Source organism: Mycolicibacterium sp. MU0050 (assembly GCF_963378085.1).
GTDB classification, from domain to species: Bacteria; Actinomycetota; Actinomycetes; order Mycobacteriales; family Mycobacteriaceae; genus Mycobacterium; species Mycobacterium wendilense.
In genome coordinates this window covers 1321879-1345045 of the sequence record NZ_OY726395.1, presented here as the reverse complement: position 1 = coordinate 1345045, position 23167 = coordinate 1321879, and the positions used below count along the sequence as shown (strand labels likewise).

General features: G+C 66.4%; 21 protein-coding genes and 1 rRNA gene. 3 read left to right on the top strand and 19 right to left on the bottom strand.

The genetic code is table 11. The features are described 5' to 3' along the window. Positions 1-99 precede the first annotated feature (99 nt). A 16S ribosomal RNA gene (locus tag R2K23_RS06515) occupies positions 100-1620 on the bottom strand. Positions 1621-1908: 288 nt separating this feature from the next. Then, a complete protein-coding gene (murA, locus tag R2K23_RS06510) occupies positions 1909-3165 on the bottom strand; it encodes a UDP-N-acetylglucosamine 1-carboxyvinyltransferase (RefSeq protein WP_316515366.1) in 1257 nt (418 codons plus the stop codon). A 69-nt stretch (positions 3166-3234) separates the two neighbouring features. Here murA and R2K23_RS06505 point away from each other — a divergent pair, with 69 nt between their 5' ends. Further along, on the top strand, positions 3235-3834 hold the full coding sequence (locus R2K23_RS06505; protein ID WP_316515364.1) for a cob(I)yrinic acid a,c-diamide adenosyltransferase: 600 nt from the start codon (positions 3235-3237) through the stop codon (positions 3832-3834). A 21-nt stretch (positions 3835-3855) separates the two neighbouring features. Here the strand turns inward: R2K23_RS06505 and R2K23_RS06500 are convergent, their stop codons facing one another. The 16 genes from R2K23_RS06500 to fadD1 form a co-directional block, all read right to left on the bottom strand. Beyond that, positions 3856-4308 carry a DUF2550 domain-containing protein gene (locus R2K23_RS06500; RefSeq protein WP_316515362.1) on the bottom strand — a complete coding sequence of 151 codons (453 nt, stop codon included), beginning with the start codon at positions 4306-4308 and terminating at the stop codon, positions 3856-3858. A 12-nt stretch (positions 4309-4320) separates the two neighbouring features. Continuing rightward, positions 4321-4686 (bottom strand): F0F1 ATP synthase subunit epsilon, encoded by a 366-nt coding sequence (locus tag R2K23_RS06495; RefSeq protein ID WP_316515360.1) that lies wholly within the window; start codon positions 4684-4686, stop codon positions 4321-4323. A gap of 33 nt (positions 4687-4719) precedes the next feature. Continuing rightward, positions 4720-6156, bottom strand: a complete 1437-nt coding sequence (atpD, locus tag R2K23_RS06490) for a F0F1 ATP synthase subunit beta (RefSeq protein WP_316515356.1) — start codon at positions 6154-6156, stop codon at positions 4720-4722. Between the two features lie 27 nt (positions 6157-6183). Beyond that, positions 6184-7107: a F0F1 ATP synthase subunit gamma gene (locus R2K23_RS06485; RefSeq protein ID WP_316515354.1), complete on the bottom strand. Its 924-nt coding sequence runs from the start codon at positions 7105-7107 to the stop codon at positions 6184-6186. A gap of 15 nt (positions 7108-7122) precedes the next feature. Then, positions 7123-8769 carry a F0F1 ATP synthase subunit alpha gene (atpA, locus tag R2K23_RS06480; RefSeq protein ID WP_316515352.1) on the bottom strand — a complete coding sequence of 549 codons (1647 nt, stop codon included), beginning with the start codon at positions 8767-8769 and terminating at the stop codon, positions 7123-7125. Positions 8770-8821: 52 nt separating this feature from the next. Then, positions 8822-10162: a F0F1 ATP synthase subunit B/delta gene (locus R2K23_RS06475; RefSeq protein ID WP_316515351.1), complete on the bottom strand. Its 1341-nt coding sequence runs from the start codon at positions 10160-10162 to the stop codon at positions 8822-8824. Further along, on the bottom strand, positions 10163-10675 hold the full coding sequence (locus R2K23_RS06470) for a F0F1 ATP synthase subunit B (RefSeq protein WP_316515349.1): 513 nt from the start codon (positions 10673-10675) through the stop codon (positions 10163-10165). Between the two features lie 9 nt (positions 10676-10684). Continuing rightward, on the bottom strand, positions 10685-10930 hold the full coding sequence (locus R2K23_RS06465) for a F0F1 ATP synthase subunit C (protein ID WP_126332965.1): 246 nt from the start codon (positions 10928-10930) through the stop codon (positions 10685-10687). Positions 10931-11006: 76 nt separating this feature from the next. Then, complete coding sequence (gene atpB / locus R2K23_RS06460) at positions 11007-11768, bottom strand: F0F1 ATP synthase subunit A (RefSeq protein ID WP_316515343.1); 762 nt, start codon at positions 11766-11768, stop codon at positions 11007-11009. Between the two features lie 8 nt (positions 11769-11776). Next, positions 11777-12250 carry an ATP synthase subunit I gene (locus tag R2K23_RS06455; RefSeq protein ID WP_316515341.1) on the bottom strand — a complete coding sequence of 158 codons (474 nt, stop codon included), beginning with the start codon at positions 12248-12250 and terminating at the stop codon, positions 11777-11779. A gap of 235 nt (positions 12251-12485) precedes the next feature. After that, positions 12486-13721, bottom strand: coding sequence for a glycosyltransferase family 4 protein (locus R2K23_RS06450; RefSeq protein ID WP_316515338.1), 1236 nt, complete (start codon positions 13719-13721; stop codon positions 12486-12488). A gap of 42 nt (positions 13722-13763) precedes the next feature. After that, on the bottom strand, positions 13764-14417 hold the full coding sequence (locus R2K23_RS06445) for an L-threonylcarbamoyladenylate synthase (protein ID WP_316515335.1): 654 nt from the start codon (positions 14415-14417) through the stop codon (positions 13764-13766). A gap of 5 nt (positions 14418-14422) precedes the next feature. Further along, positions 14423-15313: a peptide chain release factor N(5)-glutamine methyltransferase gene (prmC, locus tag R2K23_RS06440; protein WP_316515333.1), complete on the bottom strand. Its 891-nt coding sequence runs from the start codon at positions 15311-15313 to the stop codon at positions 14423-14425. Next, positions 15313-16380 (bottom strand): peptide chain release factor 1, encoded by a 1068-nt coding sequence (gene prfA, locus R2K23_RS06435; RefSeq protein ID WP_396893158.1) that lies wholly within the window; start codon positions 16378-16380, stop codon positions 15313-15315. Before prfA ends, prmC begins: the two co-directional genes overlap by 1 nt. Positions 16381-16489: 109 nt before the next feature. Continuing rightward, a complete protein-coding gene (rpmE, locus tag R2K23_RS06430) occupies positions 16490-16729 on the bottom strand; it encodes a 50S ribosomal protein L31 (RefSeq protein ID WP_316515331.1) in 240 nt (79 codons plus the stop codon). A 184-nt stretch (positions 16730-16913) separates the two neighbouring features. Then, positions 16914-18512 carry a fatty-acid--CoA ligase FadD1 gene (gene fadD1, locus R2K23_RS06425; RefSeq protein WP_316515329.1) on the bottom strand — a complete coding sequence of 533 codons (1599 nt, stop codon included), beginning with the start codon at positions 18510-18512 and terminating at the stop codon, positions 16914-16916. Between the two features lie 199 nt (positions 18513-18711). Between fadD1 and R2K23_RS06420 the strand changes: the two genes are divergently transcribed. Together R2K23_RS06420 and R2K23_RS06415 are read left to right on the top strand one after the other, a co-directional pair. Beyond that, the gene (locus R2K23_RS06420) at positions 18712-19260 is read left to right on the top strand and encodes a TetR/AcrR family transcriptional regulator (protein WP_316517095.1); all 549 of its coding nucleotides are present in this window, start codon (positions 18712-18714) and stop codon (positions 19258-19260) included. 358 nt (positions 19261-19618) lie between these two features. Then, the gene (locus R2K23_RS06415) at positions 19619-20893 is read left to right on the top strand and encodes an IS30 family transposase (protein WP_465270714.1); all 1275 of its coding nucleotides are present in this window, start codon (positions 19619-19621) and stop codon (positions 20891-20893) included. A 70-nt stretch (positions 20894-20963) separates the two neighbouring features. Here R2K23_RS06415 and rho read toward each other — a convergent pair whose 3' ends face one another. Further along, positions 20964-22955 carry a transcription termination factor Rho gene (gene rho / locus R2K23_RS06410; protein WP_316515327.1) on the bottom strand — a complete coding sequence of 664 codons (1992 nt, stop codon included), beginning with the start codon at positions 22953-22955 and terminating at the stop codon, positions 20964-20966. Positions 22956-23167 lie beyond the last annotated feature (212 nt).

Below are 23167 nucleotides of genomic sequence, written 5' to 3'. Positions count from 1 at the left end.
ACCCCCACCCACTACAGGTAAAGGGCCATCCAACGAATCGCTTGAGTCACCGAACTCCCACACGATGCGGGCGGGCTCAAGTCTCGTGGTGCTCCTTAGAAAGGAGGTGATCCAGCCGCACCTTCCGGTACGGCTACCTTGTTACGACTTCGTCCCAATCGCCGATCCCACCTTCGACAGCTCCCTCCCCGAAGGGTTAGGCCACTGGCTTCGGGTGTTACCGACTTTCATGACGTGACGGGCGGTGTGTACAAGGCCCGGGAACGTATTCACCGCAGCGTTGCTGATCTGCGATTACTAGCGACTCCGACTTCACGGGGTCGAGTTGCAGACCCCGATCCGAACTGAGACCGGCTTTGAAAGGATTCGCTCCACCTCACGGCATCGCAGCCCTTTGTACCGGCCATTGTAGCATGTGTGAAGCCCTGGACATAAGGGGCATGATGACTTGACGTCATCCCCACCTTCCTCCGAGTTGACCCCGGCAGTCTCTCACGAGTCCCCACCATAACGTGCTGGCAACATGAGACAAGGGTTGCGCTCGTTGCGGGACTTAACCCAACATCTCACGACACGAGCTGACGACAGCCATGCACCACCTGCACACAGGCCACAAGGGAACCGACATCTCTGCCGGCGTCCTGTGCATGTCAAACCCAGGTAAGGTTCTTCGCGTTGCATCGAATTAATCCACATGCTCCGCCGCTTGTGCGGGCCCCCGTCAATTCCTTTGAGTTTTAGCCTTGCGGCCGTACTCCCCAGGCGGGGTACTTAATGCGTTAGCTACGGCACGGATCCCAAGGAAGGAAACCCACACCTAGTACCCACCGTTTACGGCGTGGACTACCAGGGTATCTAATCCTGTTCGCTCCCCACGCTTTCGCTCCTCAGCGTCAGTTACTGCCCAGAGACCCGCCTTCGCCACCGGTGTTCCTCCTGATATCTGCGCATTCCACCGCTACACCAGGAATTCCAGTCTCCCCTGCAGTACTCTAGCCTGCCCGTATCGCCCGCACGCCCACAATTGAGTTGTGAGTTTTCACGGACAACGCGACAAACCACCTACGAGCTCTTTACGCCCAGTAATTCCGGACAACGCTCGCACCCTACGTATTACCGCGGCTGCTGGCACGTAGTTGGCCGGTGCTTCTTCTGCATCTACCGTCACTTGCGCTTCGTCGATGCTGAAAGAGGTTTACAACCCGAAGGCCGTCATCCCCCACGCGGCGTCGCTGCATCAGGCTTGCGCCCATTGTGCAATATTCCCCACTGCTGCCTCCCGTAGGAGTCTGGGCCGTATCTCAGTCCCAGTGTGGCCGGTCACCCTCTCAGGCCGGCTACCCGTCGTCGCCTTGGTAGGCCATTACCCCACCAACAAGCTGATAGGCCGCGGGCCCATCCCACACCGCAAAAGCTTTCCACCACAGACCATGAAGCCCGTGATCATATTCGGTATTAGACCCAGTTTCCCAGGCTTATCCCAAAGTGCAGGGCAGATCACCCACGTGTTACTCACCCGTTCGCCACTCGAGTACCCCCGAAAGGGCCTTTCCGTTCGACTTGCATGTGTTAAGCACGCCGCCAGCGTTCGTCCTGAGCCAGGATCAAACTCTCCAAACAAAAACCCCGGGACAAACCCGGCAGAATTCGAATCAGAAAAATCCGATCACAAACAAAAGACACCAAAACTGGCATCCAAAAACATCCACCCCTAAACGGGAAAAAGAGGCAGACAAAAAAACAACAAACAAAAACCACCAAACACACTATTGAGTTCTCAAACAACAGACTTGCTTTTGTTTTCCCCCGGTTTGGGGCAACCCTGCCAGCTTATACCGATCTGGTCTTGGGAGTCAAGCCGGTGTGTGCGTCCCTCTGTGTGACGGTCGCCTCACGCTGTGCTTGCTCCTAAGAGCTTACCCTCTCGATCTCCGCACCCAAACTCAGGAGGTTCTCCACGAACAGCGGATAGCCCCGATCGATGTGAAAAACGTCGTGGACCTCGGTTTCTCCGTCGGCGACCAGGCCGGCCAGAACCAGCCCGGCGCCGGCGCGGATGTCCGAGGACCACACCGGCGCACTCGACAACTGCGGGATTCCGCGCACCACCGCATGATGACCATCGGTACGGGCATCGGCTCCCAGCCGGATCATCTCCTCGACAAACCGGAACCTCGCCTCGAACACGTTCTCGGTGATCATCGAGGTGCCGTCGGCGATCGAAGCCAAGGCGATGGCCATCGGTTGCAGGTCCGTCGGGAAGCCCGGGAACGGCAGGGTCGCGATGTTCACGGCCTTGGGCCGGTCGTACTGGACCACCCGGAACCCGTCGTCGCTCTGGGTCACGGTGGCGCCGACGTCGTGCAGCTTGTGCAGCACCAACTGCAGGTGGGCGGGGTCGACTCCGGTCACCGTGATGTCCCCGCGGGTCATTGCCGCGCCGATTCCCCAGGTCGCGGCGACGATCCGGTCCCCGATCACCCGATGTTCGGTCGGATACAGCTTGTCGACGCCGGTGATCGTCAATGTCGACGAGCCGGCGCCGGCGACCTTGGCGCCCATCTGGTTGAGCATGTCGCACAGATCCGCGACGTCGGGCTCGCGCGCGACGTTGTGGATCGTGGTGACGCCCTTGGCCAGGACCGCGGCCATCAGGATGTTCTCGGTGGCCCCGACTGAGGGGAACTCGAGTTGGATCTCGGCGCCGTGCAGCGAATCCGCCTCGGCGACCACACACCCGTGCTCGATGTTGCAGTCCGCACCGAGCTGCCGCAGGCCGGCTTGATGCATGTCGAGCGGCCGGGACCCGATCGCGTCGCCGCCGGGCAGCGCCACCTTCGCGCGCTTGCAGCGACCGACCAGCGGCCCCAGCACACACACCGAGGCCCGAAACTGCCGAACAGCGGCGAAGTCGGCGTCGTACTTGAGCTCGTCGGGCGAGGTGATCCGCACGACGTCGCCCTCAAGTTCGACGGTGGCCCCGAGGCCGCGCAGCACCTCGGCCATCAGCGGCACGTCGAGGATGTCGGGGCAGTTGGTGATCGTCGTGGTGCCCTCGGCCAGCAGGCTCGCCGCCATCAACTTGAGCACGCTGTTCTTCGCGCCCCCGACAGCAACTTCGCCAGACAACCGGCTGCCTCCGGTCACCACGAATCGCTCACTCACGCGGTAAGTGTAAGCAGGCGGCCCGCGGGTGTCAGTCAGCTCGGTCACTGTCGCGGGTACGGTTTGGCTATGGCAGTCCACCTGACGCGCATTTACACCCGTACCGGCGACGACGGCACCACCGGCCTCAGCGATTTCTCCCGCGTGGCCAAGAATGACCCGCGCCTGGTGGCCTACGCCGACTGTGACGAGACCAATGCCGCCATCGGCACCGCGCTGGCGCTCGGATCGCCTGACCAGCAAATGGCTTCGGTATTGCGGCAGATCCAGAACGACCTGTTCGACGCCGGCGCGGATCTGTCCACGCCGCTGGTGGAGAACCCGAAGTACCCGCCGCTGCGCATCTCCCAGAGCTACATCGACCGGCTTGAGGGCTGGTGCGACGAGTTCAACGAGTCGTTGGCGCCGCTGAACTCCTTTGTGCTGCCGGGGGGTACGGCGCTGTCGGCGCTGCTCCATGTCGCGCGCACGGTGGCGCGCCGAGCCGAACGGTCCGCCTGGACCGCGATCCACGCGAACCCGGAGTCGGTCAGCGTGTTGCCGGCGAAGTACCTGAATCGGTTGTCGGACCTGCTGTTCATCCTGTCGCGGCTGGCGAACCCGGACGGCGACGTGCTGTGGGTGCCGGGCGGACCGGAGGCCGCCGAGAACACGTCGGCGCAAGACTGACCCGCCGGCGTTCCCGGGCCCTCAGGTGGTGCGCCGCCGGGCCCGCGGATTGGGCCGCGACTCCAGCCAGGACAGGAATGCCGTCAGCGCGCCGCGATCCAGGGCGATCTCGAATCCGCTGCGCCGCTCGGGCCGTTCGGCCGCGGTGTCGCGCAACTCCAGCACCACGATCTGGTCGGTCATGATGTCGAACTCGTCTCCGCGCGGTGCCCGCCTGGAGATGATGTCGATGTCGCGGCGACTCAGTCGGCGATCGGGCCACCAGCGCACGCTGGAGAGCCGGTAGAAGACGGCTTCGCCACCGCGGTAACGGATCACGCCGTGCCGCCAACCGTGGCCGGCGACGGCCGGGGTATCCCGCAATATGGCGGCGGTCCCGCCCTGACGCAGCTTCCAGAGCCGATACGTCAGGGCGAGCACCGACAGCAAGAGCACAGCCACCAGCACGGCCATCAGGATCATGGGCGTGCTCATGGCAGCGCGTACCTAGTCGAGTTGGCCGACTGCGCGCAGCCTGGCCCGACCCCGCGCGGCCGTCGCGGCGTCGTCCGATTCCGCATCGGTCTTGGCCGCGTCGACGTCGATCTCGGAGGCGAACTCCGCCGACTCGGCCAGGATGATGACGCCTTCCTCGGTGACGGAGAGGAACCCGCCGTCCACCGCGATGCGCAGATCCTCTTCGCCCTCCCGCTCGACGCGCACCATGGCGTCGTCGACCAGTTGGGCCACCAGCGGAATATGCCGCGGCAAGATGCCGATCTCACCGGCGGTGGTCCGGGTGAAGACGAACGTGGCCTTGCCCGACCAGATCTTGCGCTCGACGGCGACGATATCGACGTCCAGTTCAGCCACCGCACACCACCTTTCGCGCGCTCAAGAAGGAAATCACAGCTTGGCGCCGAGGCTCTCGGCCTTCTTGGCGAGGTCGTCGAGTCCACCGATCAGGAAGAACGCCTGCTCGGGCAGGTGGTCGAAGTCGCCCTTGGTCAGCTTGTCGAAGGCCTCGATGGTCTCCTTGAGCGGCACGGTCGAACCCGGCTGCCCGGTGAACTGCTCGGCGGCCATCATGTTCTGGCTCAGGAAGCGCTCGATCCGGCGCGCCCGGTTGACCAGCTGCTTGTCCTCTTCGGACAGCTCGTCGATACCCAGAATGGCGATGATGTCCTGAAGGTCCTTGTAACGCTGCAGGATTCGGATGACCTCCTGGGCCACCCGGTAGTGCTCGTCGCCGACGACGCCCGGGTCCAGAATGGTCGAGCTCGACGCCAGCGGGTCCACCGCCGGGAAGATGCCCTTCGAGAACACCGTACGAGACAGCTCGGTGGTGGCGTCGAGGTGCGCGAACGTGGTCGCCGGCGCCGGGTCGGTGTAGTCGTCCGCGGGCACGTACACGGCCTGCATCGAGGTGATGGACCGGCCACGGGTCGAGGTGATGCGCTCCTGCAGCTCACCCATCTCGTCCGCCAGCGTCGGCTGGTAACCCACGGCCGAGGGCATACGACCCAGCAGGGTCGAGACCTCGGAACCCGCCTGGGTGAACCGGAAGATGTTGTCGATGAACAGCAGCACGTCCTGCCCCTGCTCATCGCGGAAGAATTCCGCCATGGTCAGCGCGGACAGCGCGACGCGCATACGGGTGCCCGGCGGCTCGTCCATCTGGCCGAACACCAACGCGGTGTCCTTGAGCACGTTCGCGTCGGCGAGCTCGACCCACAGGTCATTACCCTCACGGGTGCGCTCACCCACGCCGGCGAACACCGAGGTACCACCGAAGTTACGGGCGATGCGGTTGATCATCTCCTGGATGAGCACCGTCTTGCCCACGCCAGCACCGCCGAACAGGGCGATCTTGCCACCGCGGACGTACGGGGTCAGCAGGTCGACGACCTTCAGGCCGGTCTCGAGCATCTCGGTCCGGGGCTCCAGGTCCGAGAAGGCCGGCGGCTTGCGGTGGATCGACCAGTGTTCGAAATCCTTGCCGTAGCCGGGCTCGTCGAGGCAGTCACCCAGCGCGTTGAACACGTGGCCCTTGACGCCGTCGCCGACGGGCACCGAGATGGAGCGGCCGGTGTCGGACACCTCGACGCCGCGCACCAGGCCGTCGGTGGGCTGCATGGAGATGGCGCGGACCAGGTTGTCGCCGAGGTGCTGGGCGACCTCCAGCGTCAACGTCTTCGCGAGATCCTTATAGGTGATCTCGGCGTGCAGGGCGTTGAACAGTTCGGGTACCGAGCCGCGGGGGAACTCGACGTCCACAACCGGGCCGGTGATGCGAACCACGCGCCCGGTGGTGTCCTTCTTAGCTTCTGCGGGGGCAGTCATATCTTTTCGCTTTCCTACGGTGTGGGTCTATTTGGCGTCGGCCAACGCGTTGGCGCCGCCGACGATCTCGCTGATTTCCTGGGTGATCTGCGCCTGCCGCTCGCGGTTGGCTTGCAGCGTGAGGTCCTTGATGAGCTCGTCAGCGTTGTCGCTGGCGGACTTCATCGCTCGGCGCCGCGCCGCGGACTCGGAGGCCGCGGCCTCGAGCATCGCCGCGTACACGCGGGTTGCCACATAGCGCGGCAACAGTTCGCCGAAGAGTTCCTCGGCGTTCGGTTCGAAGGAGAACAGCGTGTGCGGCCCCTCCTCGGCTTCGCCCACATACTCGACCACCATCGGCGCGATCCGGCGCGCCTCGGCGACCTGCGAGAGCATCGACCGGAACTCGGTGAACACGATGTGCAGCTCGTCTACGCCGAGGATCCCGTCGGCGCCGGCGTCGTCACCGTCGTCGTCCTGGCCGGCCATGAACGCGGTGACCAGGGTGTCGGCAATCGCCTTGGCGTCCTCGTAGGTGGGCCGCTCGGAGAAACCGGTCCACGATTGGGTCACCTCGCGGTTGCGGAAGCTGTAGTAGCCCAACGCCTTACGGCCGACCACGTACAGCACCGCCTCTTTGCCCTCTTCCCGCAGGAGCGCCAGGAGCTCCTCGGCCTGCCGCAGCACGTTCGCGTTGTAACCGCCGCACAGACCGCGGTCCGACGAGACCACCAGCACGGCGGCGCGCCGGGGGTTCTCGCGTTCCACGAGCAGAGGGTGATCCAACGCGCTGGCACCGGCCAGGTCGGTCAGCATGGTGGTGATCTCCTCGGCGTACGGCCGGGCCGCCTCGACCCTGGCCTGCGCCTTGGCGATCCGCGACGTCGCGATCAGTTCCTGGGCCTTGGTGATCTTCTTGATCGACCCGGCGGAACGGATGCGGCCGCGCAATTCGCGCAGTGTGGCTGCCATCTGGTATCCAGATCCCTACTTCTTCGGCGGGGCCGGCTTGCGGACCTTGACCGATTCCTTCTCGACCTCGTCGTCCGACATGGCCTCGACCTTGTCGTCGACGACAACCGAGCTGCCGTCGGTGGCCTGGAAGCCCTTCTTGAAGTCGTTGATGACCTCGACGAGCTTCTCTTCGGTCTCCTCGGAGAGCTTCAGGCTCTCGCGGATCTCCGCGAGGATGCCGTCGTGGCTGGCCTTGACGTGCTCGAGGAACTCGGCCTCGAAGCGCTGCACGTCCTCGACCGGCACCGAGTCCAGGTGCCCCTTGGTGCCCAGGAAGATCGCGACCACCTGGTCCTCGACCGACATCGGCGAGTACTGCGGCTGCTTGAGCAGTTCCACCAGCCGCGCACCGCGCTCCAGCTGCGCCTTGGACGCGGCGTCGAGGTCGGACGCGAAGGCGGCGAACGCCTCCAGCTCGCGGTACTGCGACAGGTCCAGACGCAGCGACCCGGCAACTTCCTTCATGGCCTTGATCTGGGCGGCGCCACCGACTCGGGACACCGACACACCGACGTTGATGGCCGGCCGCACACCCTGGTTGAACAGGTCGGACTCCAGGAAGCACTGGCCGTCGGTGATCGAGATGACGTTGGTCGGGATGAACGCCGAGATGTCGTTGGCCTTGGTCTCGATGATCGGCAGACCCGTCATCGAACCGCCACCGAGCTCGTCGGACAGCTTCGCGCAACGCTCCAGCAGACGCGAGTGCAGGTAGAAGACGTCACCGGGGAACGCCTCGCGGCCCGGCGGACGACGCAGCAGCAGCGAGATCGCGCGGTAGGCGTCGGCCTGCTTGGTGAGGTCGTCGAACACGATCAGGACGTGCTTGCCGTCGTACATCCACTGCTGGCCGATGGCCGAGCCGGTGTACGGGGCCAGCCACTTGAAGCCCGCGGCGTCGGAGGCCGGGGCCGCGACGATGGTGGTGTACTCCATGGCGCCGCCCTCTTCCAGCGCGCGCTTCACGCTGGCGATGGTGGTGCCCTTCTGGCCGACCGCGACGTAGACGCAGCGGACCTGCTTCTTGGGATCGCCGGACTCCCAGTTCTGCCGCTGGTTCAGGATGGTGTCGATGCACACCGCGGTCTTACCGGTCTTGCGGTCGCCGATGATGAGCTGACGCTGTCCGCGACCGATCGGGGTCTGCGAGTCGATGGCCTTGATGCCGGTCTGCAGCGGCTCGGACACGCCCTGCCGCTGCACCACCGAGGGCGCCTGCAGTTCCAGCGCGCGCCGGCCGTCGGCCTTGATGTCGCCCTGACCGTCGATCGGCTCGCCGAGCGGGTTGACCACGCGGCCCAGGAAGGCGTCGCCGACGGGCACCGAGAGCACCTCGCCGGTCCGCTTGACCTGCTGGCCCTGCTCGATCTTCTCGAAGTCACCGAGGATCACGACGCCGACGCTGTGCTCGTCGAGGTTCAGCGCCACGCCCAGCACGCCGCCGGGGAACTCGAGCAGTTCCTGGGTCATGACCGAGGGCAGGCCCTCGACGTGTGCGATACCGTCGCCCGCGTCAATGACGGTGCCGACTTCTTCACGCCCTGTGTCAGCGGAGAACGAGGATACGTAGTCCTCGATGGCACCTTCAATATCAGCAGCGGAGATTGTCAACTCTGCCATGGTCTTTCGTCTTCCTGCCTTTGGTTGTCTACTGCTCGAAGTTCTTGGTTGGTCAGTCCGGCAGGCCGGCGCGAGCCGCCGCCAACCGCGATGAAATAGCCCCGTCGATGACCTCGTCGCCGACGGCGACTTGCAGTCCACCCAGCAGAGCCGGGTCGATATTCAGCTGCACCGCCACCGGGTGGCTGTAGATGCGGCCGAGGACCTCGGTGAGGCGGGTGCGCTGAGCATCGCTGAGTTCGGCTGCCGCCGTGACATGCGCGACGATCTCGCCCCGGCGAGCGACCGCGAGTTCGGCCAGGTCAGCAACCGCTGCATCGGCACGATCCCCGCGCAGGAGCTCGACAGTCTGGGTCAGCAGAGCCGACGTGGTTGCGTTGGCCGTCCCGACGGCGGTGCCGAGGATCTTGTCCAGCAGCGCCACCCGACGGTCGGCGGGCACGGTGTCGTCGGACAGCAGCGCCGACAGGCGGGGCTCCTCGTCGAGCACCCGGCCGAACCGGAACAGCTGGTCCTCGACCTGCTCGCCCTCGCCGGCACGATCGGCGCCGACCAGCAACGCCAGCCGTGCGACGTGCTCGATGGCGTCCACGAGGTTGCCCTCCACCGACCAGCGCTGCGCCACCGCGGTGGTGACCAGTTCCAGGGTCGGCGCGCCGACCTTGCCACCGAACAGCTTGTCGGCCATGCGGACTCGCGGTTCGGAGTCATCGGCGGGATCAGCGAGATGCTTGAGCACAATCGACTCGTTGAGCAACACCCCGGCCACCGAGGCCAGTTCGTCGGCGAGCTTGCGGAGCGCGTCGACGTCGAGTCCCTCGGCCGTCTGCTCGAACTTCTTGACAACTTCGGTGAGGGCCTCGCGGCTGGAGGCCCGCAGGTTCAGCGAAGCGCCGGCATCGAAGACCGCCGGCGAAGGCGACATGGCGTCGAGCTCGTCGAGGAAGCGATCGACGGTGGCGGAGCGAGCGGCCGGGTCGGCGACATGGTTGCGAACTATTTCGCCGGCCTTCTCGACCGATTCGGCACCGAGGCCCTGACGCAGTTCCCGGATGGTCTGCTGCTGCAACAGATGTACCTGCTGCTCGCCGAGCGCACGGACGCGCTCCGCCTCGGCGGCCGCCTGCTCGCGGAGCTGCTCGGCGATGCGCACCGAGTCGTTGCGCGCCTCCTCGGTGATCCGGGCGGAGTCACTCTTGGCCTCTTCGAGAGCCTTGGCGTGATCCTGATCCGCATTCGCGAGCTTCTCCGAGGCGGACTTGCTCTCCTCGAGCGCCACCCGAATGGCGTCCTGCTGAGCCTTCATCATCTTCGCGATGAGCGGCACGACCCACTTCCGGAGTGCCCACACGATGATGGCGAACCCGACCAGGTTCCCAATGAATGTCGACATTTAGCGGCTCCCGCCCGAAGCATCGGCCCCGGAGACATCGACCCCGAGGATACGGCTGGCGAGCTTTGTGGAAAGGCCGTCAACCGAAGGCTGCAACTCATTCGAGGTCGCGGACGCGGTCCGAGACAGCTGATCGCTTGCGCTCTGCAGCTTCTCGTTGACCTCGCCGCTGGCCCCCGCACGCGATTCGTCGATGAGCTTGCGGCCCTCTGTCCGCACTTCGTCGCGGATCGCCGAGGCCTCCCCTCGCGCGCCCGCAATCGCCTCGTCGTAATCGGCTCGGGCCGCGGCCATCTGCTCCGCGGCTTTCTTGTTGTCGGCGGCCGTCTTGGCCAGCATGGCTTCCCGTTCGGCGAGCACCTTGCTGATCGGTGGCACCACCCATTTGCCGATAACACCGAGCACGATCAGGAAGATCAACAGCACGACGAAGAACGTGCCGTTGGGGAGCAGGAAGTTACTGGTCTCCCCGACGTCTTCCGCCGCCAGGACGGTTGCGGTCACATCACCCATAGCGCTGAATTAGCCGACCGGGGTGGCGAACACGAAGAGCGCCATGAACGCCAGGTTGATGAAGTACGCGGCTTCAACCAGACCGACGGTGATGAAGAACGGAGTGAACAGTCGACCCTGAGCTTCGGGCTGCCGGGCGATACCCGAAATCAGCGCGTTACCGGCGACACCGTTACCGATACCGGCACCGATCGCGCCGCCCGCCATGATCAGACCACCGCCGATGAGCGCGCCGGCAGCGATAGTGGGATCCATTCTTTATCCTCCTTGATAGCTGGTAGTGGTTTCTACCAGGGGTTTGTTGGTTCTTGTTTTTTACAAGTCGGTCGTGTCAGTGCGCTTCGGCGTGTTCGTCGTCATGGTCGAGTTCCATGGCCTGGCCGAAGTACAGGATGGTCAACAGCGAGAAGATGAACGCCTGGATGAGCCCGATGAACAGGTCGAACGCCTTCCAGATCGCGTTCGGCGCCCACAAGATCCAGGCCGGGAACATCGCGATCAGGCCGACCATGATGCTGCCCGCGAAGATGTTGCCGAAAAGTCGGAGAGACAGCGAGATGGGCTTGGCCAACTCCTCGACCAGGTTGATCGGGGCCAGGAAGGTCACGTGGCCCTTCAGCAGCTGCTTCGGGTGACCGAACAGGCCACGGCGCCAGATGCCCGCCGCGTGGTAGGCGATGAAGACGAAGGCGGCCAGCGCGAACACGAAGTTGACGTCGGCGGCCGGGGCCTTCAGCAGCTCATGCTCGTTGCCGTCGCTGCCGGTGTACTGCAGCGGCAGCACCGCGATCCAGTTGGCGATCAGGATGAAGGTGAAGAGGCTGACCGCCAGGGGCAGCACGAACGGGGCGATCCGCATCCCGATGGCGCTCTCGACCTGCTGGCGGAACTGGATGGTGACGGTCTCGAAGAACAGCTGCACCCCGCCGGGGACGCCGGTGGAGGTGACCTTGGCACGGAAGAAGAACGCCAGTCCGATGACGATCACCGCGGCGATCGCGGTCGACAGCACGGTGTCGACGTTGACCGTCATACCGAACCACTCTTGCTCTACGTGGTGTCCGACCTGGAGAGCGAGGACATTCTCAGTCATGTGCGGGATCAATCCTTCGGGGCAAAACCGTCGTTGGAGGCGGGTACTGCGGAGTCACCGGACTCGGCATCCGAGCCGGAGCGAAGCTTCTTCAGAACCGGCAGCGACGTCGTCGCCACCAGCAGGACCTGGAACAGGGCCAGGCCGAACAGCACTCCCAGACCCGTCGGGCGGAAGTAGAACGCGATGACCAGACCGATCACGGTGACGACCAGCAGGCGCGTGGCCGAGTTCATCGCCATCTGGCTCTTGAGTGGGTGGTCCTTGGCGGTGATCGACTCGACCGCGCGCCGCACCATCAGCGCGTTGAACAGGCCGAGACCCAGACCGATACCGAAGAACACCCCGAACATGACATGACCGAGAAAGGCGGCAGCCGCGGTGGCGATACCCGCGAGCACGACACAGATCGCGAACAGGCGCACGGGCCTGAATGCAACGGACGGAAACACCAACGGCGCGTCCTGCGCTGGCGTTGTCACGGCCTCTCCTCTATCTCGCGGCGGTTACGTGCCAGCTGAGCGTATCGGAGGCGCGCGAGCGCGCTCGACTCACCCAACGGGTAGCTCCCTGTACGTCAATCTAGCGTCGGTCAAACAACCGGTTTTATTGGCGCCGGTCGGTCTTTGCAGTCCGTGGGCCAGGCCGGCAACCCGCGAGGTTTTTCGGGTTCTGGCAGAACGGTACCACATGGTAGAGCGCCGAAACGGGGGCCTACTACTTAACGTCGTATCTGCCCGTGAAGTAGTCGTCGAACCCGTCGTCCAGATCGCCATTCGAGCGCCGCAGCAAGGGAATCAGGGTCACGATGACGGCCACCGCGATGGCCACCAGCATCACCACGCCGGTATATCGCGGATCGAAAAAGATGGTGCTCGCGGCGCCGAAGGCCACGATGCCGACCCAGAGATAGATCAACAACACCACGCGCCGATGCGAATGGCCGATCTGCAGCAACCGGTGATGCAGGTGCATCTTGTCCGGACTGAACGGGCTGCGCCCGGCCCTTGTGCGCCGGACGATCGCCAGCAGCATGTCCAGGGCTGGGACGAACACCACGGCGATGACCAGCAGGAACGGTGACAGCAGGGCGAAGACGTCGCGCGCACCGTAGGCGTTCTGGGAGATCGGGCCGGCGGCCGTCGTCGCCGCCGCGGCCAGCATCAGGCCGATCAGCATCGAGCCCGAGTCGCCCATGAAGATCTTGGCGCGGTGGAAGTTGTGCGGCAGAAACCCCAGACAGGCACCCGCGAGCACCACCGAGATCACCGCCGGCGGATAGAACAGCACGTCACCGCCGTGGTCGGCGAGCAGACCGACGGAAAACACGCAGATGGCCATGGCGGTGATGAAGCCCAGGCCCGCGGCCAGGCCGTCGAGCCCGTCGACGAAGTTCATCGCGTTGACCACCGAGACGGTCAACGCCAGCGTGAGCAGGATCGAGGCGGTCTGGTCCAGCACGATGGTGCCCACCCCGCCGATGGGGATGTAGAGCACGCTCCACGCCACGCCCATGGTGACCAGGACACTGGCCGCGGTGATCTGGCCGGCGAACTTGGTCAGTGCGTCCAATCCCCATCGGTCGTCGATCAATCCGATCGCCATGATGAGGCCGCCGGCCACCACCACCGCCGGCATCCCGTTGGAGTAGACGAAGCCGCGGGTCAACGCGGGCAGCTGGGACGCCAGGAAGACCGCGGCGACGATGCCGGTGTACATCGCCAGCCCGCCCATCCGCGGCGTGGGTTGCACGTGCACGTCCCGGTCCCGGGGAATCGCGACCGCGCCGATCTTGGTGGCCAGCACACGCACCGGACTGGTGGCGAAGTAGGTGATGATCGCCGCCGTCAGGCCCACCAGCGCGAGCTCGCGCAGCGGTACCCCGGCGCCTCGATCGGAAAGAGCGAGCAGACCGTCAGCCAAGACCGTGCCTGGACCAACTGCACTCGCCACCGCATGAACCGTACTGCACAAAGCTGAGCCCCCAGTCGAGAATCAGGCCTGCAGGGACTCGGCGGTCACGCCGAGCACCGTCGCGATGGCCGCCGCCGAGATGGGCCCCTCCCGCAGGATCCGGGGCGTGGGTCCGGTGAGGTCGACGATCGTCGAGGCGGCGCGCTGCTCGGCCGGGCCGCCGTCGAGGTAGACCTGCACCTGATCGCCGAGCTGCTCGCGCGCCTCGTTGACCGTCACCGCGGGCGGATGTCCCGAGATGTTCGCGCTGGAGACCGCCATCGGCCCCACGGCGCGCAACACGTCGATGGCCACGGGGTGCAGCGGCATGCGCAGCATCACCGTGCCGTCGGCGTCGCCCAGATCCCACTGCAGCGACGGCGCCTGCCGCACAACCAGACTCAGGGCGCCGGGCCAGAACGCCCGGATCAGCTCGCGCGCGGCCTGCGGCACCGTGTACACCAGGCCCTCGATGGTGTGCCAGGAACCGACCAGGACCGGCACCGGCATGTCCCTGCCCCGTCCCTTGGCGGCCAACAGGGCGGCGACCGCGGCACCGTCGAACGCGTCCGCACCGAGGCCGTAGACGGTGTCGGTGGGCAGGACCACCAGGCGGCCGTCCTTGGCGGCGCGCACCGCCGCGTCGATTCCGGTCTGCCGCTGCGCCGGATCGCCGCAATCGAACAACTTGCTCATGGCTGCTACTCCCTCTCGGCGTCGGCTCGGCGTACGGCCGTCACGAACCGCGGCCGGCCCGCAAGGTCCGGGCGGGGCCGGACGTCGTCGAACAGACCGGATCCGCGGATCAGGTCGACAGTAGCGGCCGAGGTGGTGTCGTCATGCTCGACGGCGAAGCGGCCGCCGGGCTTGAGCCAGCGGCCGGCCAGCCCGACGACCGGGCCGATGACCGCCATCCCGTCCGCGCCCCCGAACAGTGCGTGGTGCGGATCGTGTTCGGCCACTTCGGGATCGAGTTCCGCGCCCGACGGGATGTAGGGCGGGTTGCAGACCAGCAGGTCGACGCGGCCGTCGAGATCGGGGCGCAGTCCGGCGGCCGTGACGTCGGCCTCGAGGAGTTCGACGTCGGTGCCCCGCGCGTTGCGCCGCGCGTAGTCGAGCGCGGCGGCCGAGTCGTCGATGGCGATCACCGTGGCCTCGGGCCGGTGCCGGGCCAGCGCGATTGCCAGCGCACCGCTGCCGGTGCAGGCGTCGACCACGATCGGATTCGGTGCAGCGCCAACGCGGTCCAGCACCGCCATCGCCCACTCGAGCATCGATTCGGTCTCCGGGCGCGGCACGAAAACCCCCGGCCCCACCGCCAGCGTCAACGGACCGAACGGCGCCGTACCGGTGAGATGTTGCAGCGGGATCCGCTGCGACCGCGCGGCCACCAACTGCCGGAACCGCTCGGCGAAGTCGGCCGCCGGCTGCGCGAACCGCAGCCGGCCGCGATCGACGCCGAGGACATGGGCCGCCAGGAGTTCGGCGTCGACGTGGGGCGAGGCGATGCCGGCCTCGGCAAGGGTGTGGGTGGCGGCCGTCAGCTCGGCGGCCACCTCGGCACCGGCGGCACGCGCGTCCACCGGGGTCATCAGCTCTGCTGGAGCCGGGTCTGCTTGTCCGCCTCGGCCAGGGCGTCGAACAACGGGTCCAGGTCGCCGTCGAGGATCTGGTCCAGGTTGTGCGCCTTGAACCCGATGCGGTGGTCGGTGAGGCGGTTCTCCGGGAAGTTGTAGGTCCGGATGCGCTCGCTGCGGTCCACCGTGCGGATCTGGCTGGCCCGGTCGGCCGAGGCGCTGGCCTGGGCCTCCTCCTCGGCGAGCGCCTGCAGCCGCGCCGCCAGCACCTGCAACGCCCGGGCCTTGTTCTGCAGCTGCGAGCGCTCGTTCTGGCAGGTGACCACGATGCCGGTAGGCAGATGGGTCAGGCGCACCGCGGAGTCGGTGGTGTTGACGCCCTGACCGCCCTTGCCCGAGCTGCGGTACACGTCGATGCGCAGATCGGATTCGTCGATCTGAATCTGCTCGATTTCTTCGGGCTCGGGGTAGACGAGGATGCCGGCCGCCGAGGTGTGCACCCGTCCCTGCGATTCGGTCACCGGGACCCGCTGGACCCGGTGCACCCCGCCTTCGAACTTCAGCCGCGACCACACCCCGTCGGCCGAATCACCCTTGCTGGCGATCGACAGCGTGGCGTCCTTGTAGCCGCCGAGGTCCGACGTGGTCTCGTCGAGCACCGTGACGCTCCAGCCGTGCCGTTCGGCGTAGCGGATGTACATGCGTGCCAGGTCCGCGGCGAACAGGGCCGACTCCTCGCCGCCCTCACCGGATTTCACCTCGAGCACGATGTCGTCTGCGTCATGCGGGTCGCGGGGCGCCAGCATGTCCATCAGCTGGGCGTCGAGTTCTGCGACGCGGGCCTCGAGCTCGGGGATCTCGGCGGCGAAGGAGTCGTCTTCGTCGGCGAGTTCGCGCGCGGCTTCGAGGTCACCGCGGGCCGCCTCGAGCTTGCGGTAGGCCGTCACCGTCGGCGTCACCTGTGAAAACCGTCGAGCCACCCGGCGGGCGGTGCCGGCGTCGGCGTGCAGCTCCGGGTCGCTGAGCTGCCGTTCGAGGTCGGCGTGCTCGGCCAGCAGCGCATCGATCGCACTGGTGGTCACGAGGATCTCCTAACGCCGCCGGCTTCGTGGTCTGAAAAGTGGTCCGAAAACAAGAACCGGCGCCCGAGGCCCCCACACGGGTGCGGGCAGTCGGGCGCCGGCCTCACAGCTACTTGTCGTCGGCAGCCTTCTCGTCGGCAGCCTTGCGCTTGCCGTAGCGCTTCTCGAACCGGGCGACGCGGCCGCCGCTGTCCAGAATCTTCTGCTTGCCGGTGTAGAACGGGTGGCACTGCGAGCAGACCTCGACCACGATGTGGCCGCTGTCCTTGGTGCTGCGGGTGGTGAAGCTGTTGCCGCAGCCGCAGACCACGGTGGTCTCTTTGTAGTCTGGGTGAATACCCGTTTTCATGGTGTCCTCTTCGATCGTCGGCCGCCGGGTCGCCCGTCTGACCTGCTGCATTGGGGCGTGAACCGGAACCTGAGGTGGTCGGCGGTCCATTATGCCAGTTCGGCCGCCGTTGTCCTAAACGCCGCAGCCGGCGCCGACATTCCCGACACCTCCCCCGCGGTGTCGACGGGCCCGTGCCGGCGTCTCAGCGGTCGGTCTCCCGGTAGGTGCTGCTGCGGGGTGCCCGGGTCCACAGTCGCCCGCCGGGCGGGTTGGCGCCGATGGCGATCAGTTCCCGCTTGAGCACCTTGTTGGTGGCCGTCGACGGCAGGTGGTCGGTGATCCAGACCCGCCGCGGCCACGCCTTCGGCGACAGGTCCGCCTGGGCGGCCAGGAAGTCGGCGAATTGGGCCGCGATCAGGTCGGCATCCGGGTAGGGCACGACGGCCGCCATCACCTGGTCGCCGACCTGCTCGTCGGGCACCGGGTAGACGGCGACCTGATTGATCGCCTGGTGGCGCAGGAGGATCCTTTCGATGGGTGCGGAGGTCATGTTCTCGCCGTCGACGCGCATCCAGTCCGCGGTGCGGCCCGCCAGGTAGATCCAGCCGTCGGCGTCGCGGTAGGCGAGGTCACCCGACCAGTACATGCCGGCACGCAGCCTGTCGTCGGTGGCGGCGCGGTCGTTGTAGTAGCCCTGGAACAACCCGGCGCCGGTGGTGTTGACCAATTCGCCGATGGCCTTGTCGCCGTTGACCAGCGCGCCGTTGGCGTCGAATTCGGCCACCGCACATTCGGTTCCGGTCTCGGGGTCGTAGATGGCCACCCCCGGGAATCCACGGCCGACGGAACCGGGCGGGCAATCGTCCTCGCGGGTGACGATCACCGCACCCTCGGTGGATCCGAACCCGTCCCACACCGTGCAGCCGAACCGCCGGCTGAATTCGGTGATGTCCCGGTCACTGGCCTCGTTGCCGAAGGCGACCCGCAGCGGATTGTCGGCGTCGTCCGGGCGCTCGGGAGTCCCGAGCACGTAGGCCAGCGGCTTGCCGACGTAGTTCAGGTAGGTGGCGCCGTAGCGGCGCACATCGTCGAGGAGTCCGGAGGCCGAGAACGTCGCGGGGGCCATGGCCGCACCGGAGCCCACGGCCACGCTCCAGCCCGCCAGCAGCGCGTTGGAGTGGAACAGCGGCATCGACAGGTAACAGAGGTCGGCCGGCGTGATGGCGAACCGCTGCACCAGCGCCATCCCGGCGAACAGCACGGTCATGTGGGCCACCTGGACGGCCTTCGGGTCGCCGCTGGTACCCGAGGTGAAGATCATCATGAAGGTGTCGGTGGGGCCGACCTCGCGATGCGGTCGCAACGACGGGGCCGCGGCGAGCAGCTCGGCCCACTGTCCCGACCCCATGTCGATGACGCGGACGCCGGGCAGATCGAGGCCCTCGATCAACGGGCGGTGCTCGGCGTCGATCAGCAGGAGCTGACAGTCGGCGTGCAGGATGTCGCGCCGCAGGGCCGCCCCGCGACGGGTGTTGTTGATGCCGCACAGTACGTAGCCGCCCAAGGCGGCGGCGGCCATCGCCGTCAGCATGTCCGGCGTGTTCCCCAACAACGCGCCGACGTGGACCGGCCGGGCCGGGTCCACCAGAGTCAGCACCGCCGCGGCGTGCGTCTCGGCCGCGCCGAGGTGTTGCGCCCAGGTCCACTGCCGGTCCTGGTAGCGCACCGCGATGCCGGTGTCGGCGCGGCGCGCCCGCAGCAACTCCTGCACGGTCTGGAACGTCGGGGAGGTCTCCGCCACTGGTTGTACCGCCTCATCGCAAAGGGTCAGTGGACAGAACTCTAGATCTGTCTACCGCGTTGGGGGAGCAACCCCCGGGATTTCAGACCGCTCTGCGAAGATATGCCGGAGCGCCCACAGCAGACGAGGAGTCAACGACGTGACCGACGGCTCCGCTCCCAAGGCCGGCACCGCCGCCCGGCCAGTTCGTGTTCGCCTGATGGATGCCGCCGAAGAGTGCTTGCGTACCAAGGGAATTCGCGCCACCACCGTGTCCGAGGTGGCGGAGTTGGCGGGGGTGTCCCGCGGCTGGTTGTACCGCCACTTCCCCGACAAGTCGGCGTTGCTCGGCGCCGCGATCGTGCGGCTCAACGACGAGTACTGGGGTCAGGCGCACGCGGTGCTGGCCGGCATCGACAGCCTGCCGGCGCAGATCGCCGAGGGGATCCGGCTGGGCCGCAGCGCCTACGACTCCCCCGGCGCGCTGGTGATGAAGCTGCGACTCGACGAGCCCGAGGAGTTCGCCGCCTGCGCCGGGGCCGGCGTGCAGGGTCTGATCCCGGACCTGACCGCCTTCTGGGAGCGGTACCTCGCCGCCGCTCGCGACCGCGGCGAGATCGCCGTCGAGAACCTCCCCCAGGCCACCGAGTGGGTGGCCCGCAACCTGCTGAGCCTGGCGACGGTGCCCGGTGAACAGGTCGACGTCGATGACCGCGAGGCGCTGCGGGACTATCTCGACCGTTACGTGATGCCGGCCCTGCGGGCCTGACCCCCGTCAAACGCGAAATCCCCCGACACGCCGGGTTGGGTTCACACGGTCGTCGCAACGCTCTCTTATCTGAGAGGTTGCGGCGACCGTGTCGTTTTCGGAGGACTGTGTTCAATTTGGTGATCAGCTAGCAAAGCTCGTCGATGCGGGCGTGCCGGTGCGGGAAGCGGCGGAGTCGTTGGGGGTGTCACGGCAGCGGGCGTATGCCATCTTGAGTGCCACCGGCCGGCCGATGGGCTCGCCGCGTCCGGATGTCACCGGTGTGGATCCTGCGCGGGTGGCAGCGGTATTTGCAGCAACTGGCTCGGTGAATGCGGCGGCCAAAGCTGTCGGAGTGGCGCACTCCACGGCCCGCCGGATGCTTGTGGAGGCGGGCTTGGTCGACCCAGCGCGGCGCACGCGCGGCAAGACCTGCGAGAAAGCACGGTTCTTTGAACTGCTCGAGGAGGGCTGGTCGTCGGCGCGGGCCGCCCGAGAGGCCGGGGTCAATGTGCGCACCGCCCGGGATTGGCGTGCCGGTATCCGCAAGGTTGGCAACACGCGGGTGTATTCCGATGGCACGGTCGTCGATTACGCCAGCGGGACGCGGTACATACAACCGGTGAAATCCACTGCTGCCGAACAGCGTCCTGCATCTGGACAGGCATCCGCCAGTAGGTATTTGCAGCTCGCCGATCGGCTGGTCATCGCCGACGGCCTGACCGCCGGCCTGAGCTACACCGTGATCGCCGACAAGCTCGGTCGGAATAAGTCGACGGTGTCCCGCGAGGTCGCTGCGCACCGTGTCGAGGGCCTCTACCTGCCATATCAAGCCGATGCGGCGGCTGCGGCGGCACGGTCCCGGCCCAAGCAGTCCAAACTGGTCACCAATCAGAGGCTGCGTAAAGAGGTCGAAGAGGGGCTGGCCAAGCGGTGGTCCCCGGAAGAGATTTCGCATCGTCTGGTCAAGGATTTTCCGGACGACGAGAGCATGCGGGTGAGCCACGAAACGATTTATCAATCCCTCTACTTCCAGGCGCGCGGTGGACTGAAAAAGGAAGTGGCCCAGTCACTGCGAAGTGGCCGCACGTGCCGTAAACCGAACCGTAAGCCCGGTGAGCGTTACCAGCGGTTCGTTGATCCGATGCTCATGATCGCCGACCGGCCCGATATCGAGGATCGCGCGGTGCCCGGGCACTGGGAAGGCGACCTCATCATGGGTGAACTCAACAAGACCGCGATCGGCACTCTGGTGGAACGCACCACCCGCTACACCATGCTGGTGCACCTGCCCGGGGGCCATGATGCCGAAACGGTTCGTGACGGGCTGATCGCCACCATGACGACCCTGCCAGAGCATCTGCGGGGATCGTTGACCTGGGACCAGGGCGCCGAGATGGCCGGGCACAAGGGGTTCTCGATGGCCACCGACATGGCCGTGTACTTCTGTGATCCGGCCAGTCCCTGGCAGCGCGGCACCAACGAAAACACCAACGGCCTGCTTCGTCAGTACTTTCCCAAAGGTACCGACCTCAGCATCTATGGGCCTGAGGACCTCGAACACGTCGCCCAGCAACTCAACGGCCGCCCACGCAAAACGCTCGGCTGGGATACCCCAGCCGAGCGCTTGCGTGATCTACTACAGGCTCAATAACCAGCAGTGTTGCGACGACCCCTAGAAACCGCCCGGGCGTGCGGGGGATTTCGCTGTGGTGCCGACGAGGTCAGTCGGCGTCGTCCGGAGATCCGGGGGCGGTCTTGGAGACCTGCACCAGGAACTCGTAGTTGTTCTTCGTCTTGCGCAGCTGGCTCATCAGCAAGTCGATCGCCTGATGCGAGTCCAGGCCCGAAAGCACCCGGCGCAGCTTGTGCACAATGGCGAATTCGTCTGCGCCCAGCAGCAATTCGTCCTTACGGGTGCCGGACGGGTTGACGTCGACCGCCGGGAACACCCGACGCTCGGCGATCTTGCGGTCCAGTTTGAGCTCCGCGTTGCCGGTGCCCTTGAACTCCTCGAAGATCACCGTGTCACCGGTCGAGCCGGTCTCCACCATGGCGGTGGCGACGATGGTCAGCGAGCCGCCCTCTTCGATGTTGCGGGCCGCGCCCAGGAACCGCTTGGGCGGGTACAGCGCGGTCGAGTCCACACCACCGGAGAGAATGCGGCCGGACGCCGGCGAGGCGTTGTTGTACGCACGTCCCAGTCGGGTGATGGAGTCCAGCAGCACCACGACGTCCTTGCCCTGCTCCACCAGGCGCTTCGCGCGCTCGATGGCCAGCTCGGCGGCCTGGGTGTGGTCCGACGGCGGACGGTCGAAGGTCGAGGCGATGACCTCACCCTTGACCGAGCGCTGCATGTCGGTGACCTCTTCGGGCCGCTCGTCGACGAGCACGACCATCAGATGGCATTCCGGGTTGTTCTTGGTGATCGCGTTGGCGATGTCCTGCATGATCGTGGTCTTACCGGCCTTGGGCGGCGACACGATCAGGGCGCGCTGCCCCTTGCCGATCGGCATGATGAGGTCGATGACGCGGGTGGTCATCTTCTCCGGCGTGGTCTCCAGCCGCAGCCGCTGGTTCGGGTACAGCGGCGTCAGTTTGCCGAACTCGGGACGGTTCTTCGCCGCTTCGACGGGTCCGCCGTTGACGCTGTCCAGCCGGACCAGCGGGTTGAACTTCTGGCGGGGGTTCTTGTCGCCGCCCTCACCCTCGCGGGGAACGCGGACCGCGCCGGTGACGGCATCGCCGCGACGCAGGCCGTTCTTGCGCACCATGTTCATCGAGACGTAGACGTCGTTGGGCCCGGCGAGGTACCCCGAGGTCCGCACGAACGCATAGTTGTCCAGCACGTCGAGGATGCCCGCGACCGGCTGGACGACGTCGTCCTCGCGCAGTTCGGTGTCGCCACCGCCCTCGCCCGAGCGCTCGCCACGGCGCCGGCGGTCCCGGAACCGGCGACCGCGACGTCCCTGCCGGCCGTCGCCGTCGTCGTCGCCGTCGTTGCTGTTGTTGCCGCCGCGGTTCTGCTGGTCGCCGCGGTTCTGATCGCGGTTCTGCTGATCGCCGCGATTCTGGTCACGGTTCTGGTTCTGATCGCGGTTCTGCTGGTCACCGCCACGACGCTGCTGGTCGCCGCGGTCCTGCTTGTTGTCGTCGCGACCGGAGTTGCCGCCCTCGGAACCCGAGCCGGCGTCGGACGCCTCGCTCTTCGGCGCGTCCGCGGAGTTCTCGGCCGTGTCGTTGCCGTCGGACTTCGGGGCGTCGTTGCCGTCGGACTTCGGCGCCTTGTCGGCGTCCGGAGCACCCGATTGCCGCGAGGCCGACCGGCGTTCCCGACGAGGCGCCTCGCTGCGCTGCCCGGCGTCCTCGGTGGCCGTCTCGGCCTGGGATTCACCGGCCGCGTCCGCGGTGTTCTTGGTGTCGGCCTTGCGGGCCTGACGAGTGCCGTTGGCCTGCGTGGACTGCGCCGCCTGCGCGCCCTCGCCGCCGGCCTGACGTTCCTGAATGGCGGCGATGAGGTCGCCCTTACGCATGCCGGAGGTGCCCTTGACGCCGACTTTGACGGCCAGCGCGCGCAGCTCCGGCAAGACCATGCTGGCCAGCGAGCCACCTTTGGCCGCGCCCTTGTCGGCGGCGGAGCTCTTGGAGGTCACAGCCTGGGGCAGATCCGCCTCGGGAGTGGCGTCCCCAGCCGTGATGAGGTCCGTATCTGTCACGGATTTCCTTTCTTCCCTCAGAGGATGACCTGCGAGGGTTCGGTGTGCCGGGTTACCCCCGGACACGAAGTGCGACCGTCGAACTTGGCAACGGCGATCTCCGGGATTCGCGGCGGAACGACAAACCGTCGGTGCACGAGTAAGACACGAAAGTGAGTGGTCGTCCTAGTGTCGGCGCAGAAGACGCTGCGAATTGCCGGGACGGCAACGAG

What these genes read in the sequence shown, in the direction of transcription:
- R2K23_RS06505 (WP_316515364.1), top strand. Translation starts at nt 3,235, where the DNA reads ATGGCAGTCCACCTGACGCGCATTTACACCCGTACCGGCGACGACGGC.
- R2K23_RS06500 (WP_316515362.1), bottom strand. Translation starts at nt 4,308, where the DNA reads ATGAGCACGCCCATGATCCTGATGGCCGTGCTGGTGGCTGTGCTCTTG.
- atpD (WP_316515356.1), bottom strand. Translation starts at nt 6,156, where the DNA reads ATGACTGCCCCCGCAGAAGCTAAGAAGGACACCACCGGGCGCGTGGTT.
- R2K23_RS06485 (WP_316515354.1), bottom strand. Translation starts at nt 7,107, where the DNA reads ATGGCAGCCACACTGCGCGAATTGCGCGGCCGCATCCGTTCCGCCGGG.
- atpA (WP_316515352.1), bottom strand. Translation starts at nt 8,769, where the DNA reads ATGGCAGAGTTGACAATCTCCGCTGCTGATATTGAAGGTGCCATCGAG.
- R2K23_RS06475 (WP_316515351.1), bottom strand. Translation starts at nt 10,162, where the DNA reads ATGTCGACATTCATTGGGAACCTGGTCGGGTTCGCCATCATCGTGTGG.
- R2K23_RS06470 (WP_316515349.1), bottom strand. Translation starts at nt 10,675, where the DNA reads ATGGGTGATGTGACCGCAACCGTCCTGGCGGCGGAAGACGTCGGGGAG.
- R2K23_RS06465 (WP_126332965.1), bottom strand. Translation starts at nt 10,930, where the DNA reads ATGGATCCCACTATCGCTGCCGGCGCGCTCATCGGCGGTGGTCTGATC.
- atpB (WP_316515343.1), bottom strand. Translation starts at nt 11,768, where the DNA reads ATGACTGAGAATGTCCTCGCTCTCCAGGTCGGACACCACGTAGAGCAA.
- R2K23_RS06445 (WP_316515335.1), bottom strand. Translation starts at nt 14,417, where the DNA reads ATGAGCAAGTTGTTCGATTGCGGCGATCCGGCGCAGCGGCAGACCGGA.
- prmC (WP_316515333.1), bottom strand. Translation starts at nt 15,313, where the DNA reads ATGACCCCGGTGGACGCGCGTGCCGCCGGTGCCGAGGTGGCCGCCGAG.
- rpmE (WP_316515331.1), bottom strand. Translation starts at nt 16,729, where the DNA reads ATGAAAACGGGTATTCACCCAGACTACAAAGAGACCACCGTGGTCTGC.
- R2K23_RS06420 (WP_316517095.1), top strand. Translation starts at nt 18,712, where the DNA reads ATGGATGCCGCCGAAGAGTGCTTGCGTACCAAGGGAATTCGCGCCACC.
- R2K23_RS06415 (WP_465270714.1), top strand. Translation starts at nt 19,619, where the DNA reads ATGCTTGTGGAGGCGGGCTTGGTCGACCCAGCGCGGCGCACGCGCGGC.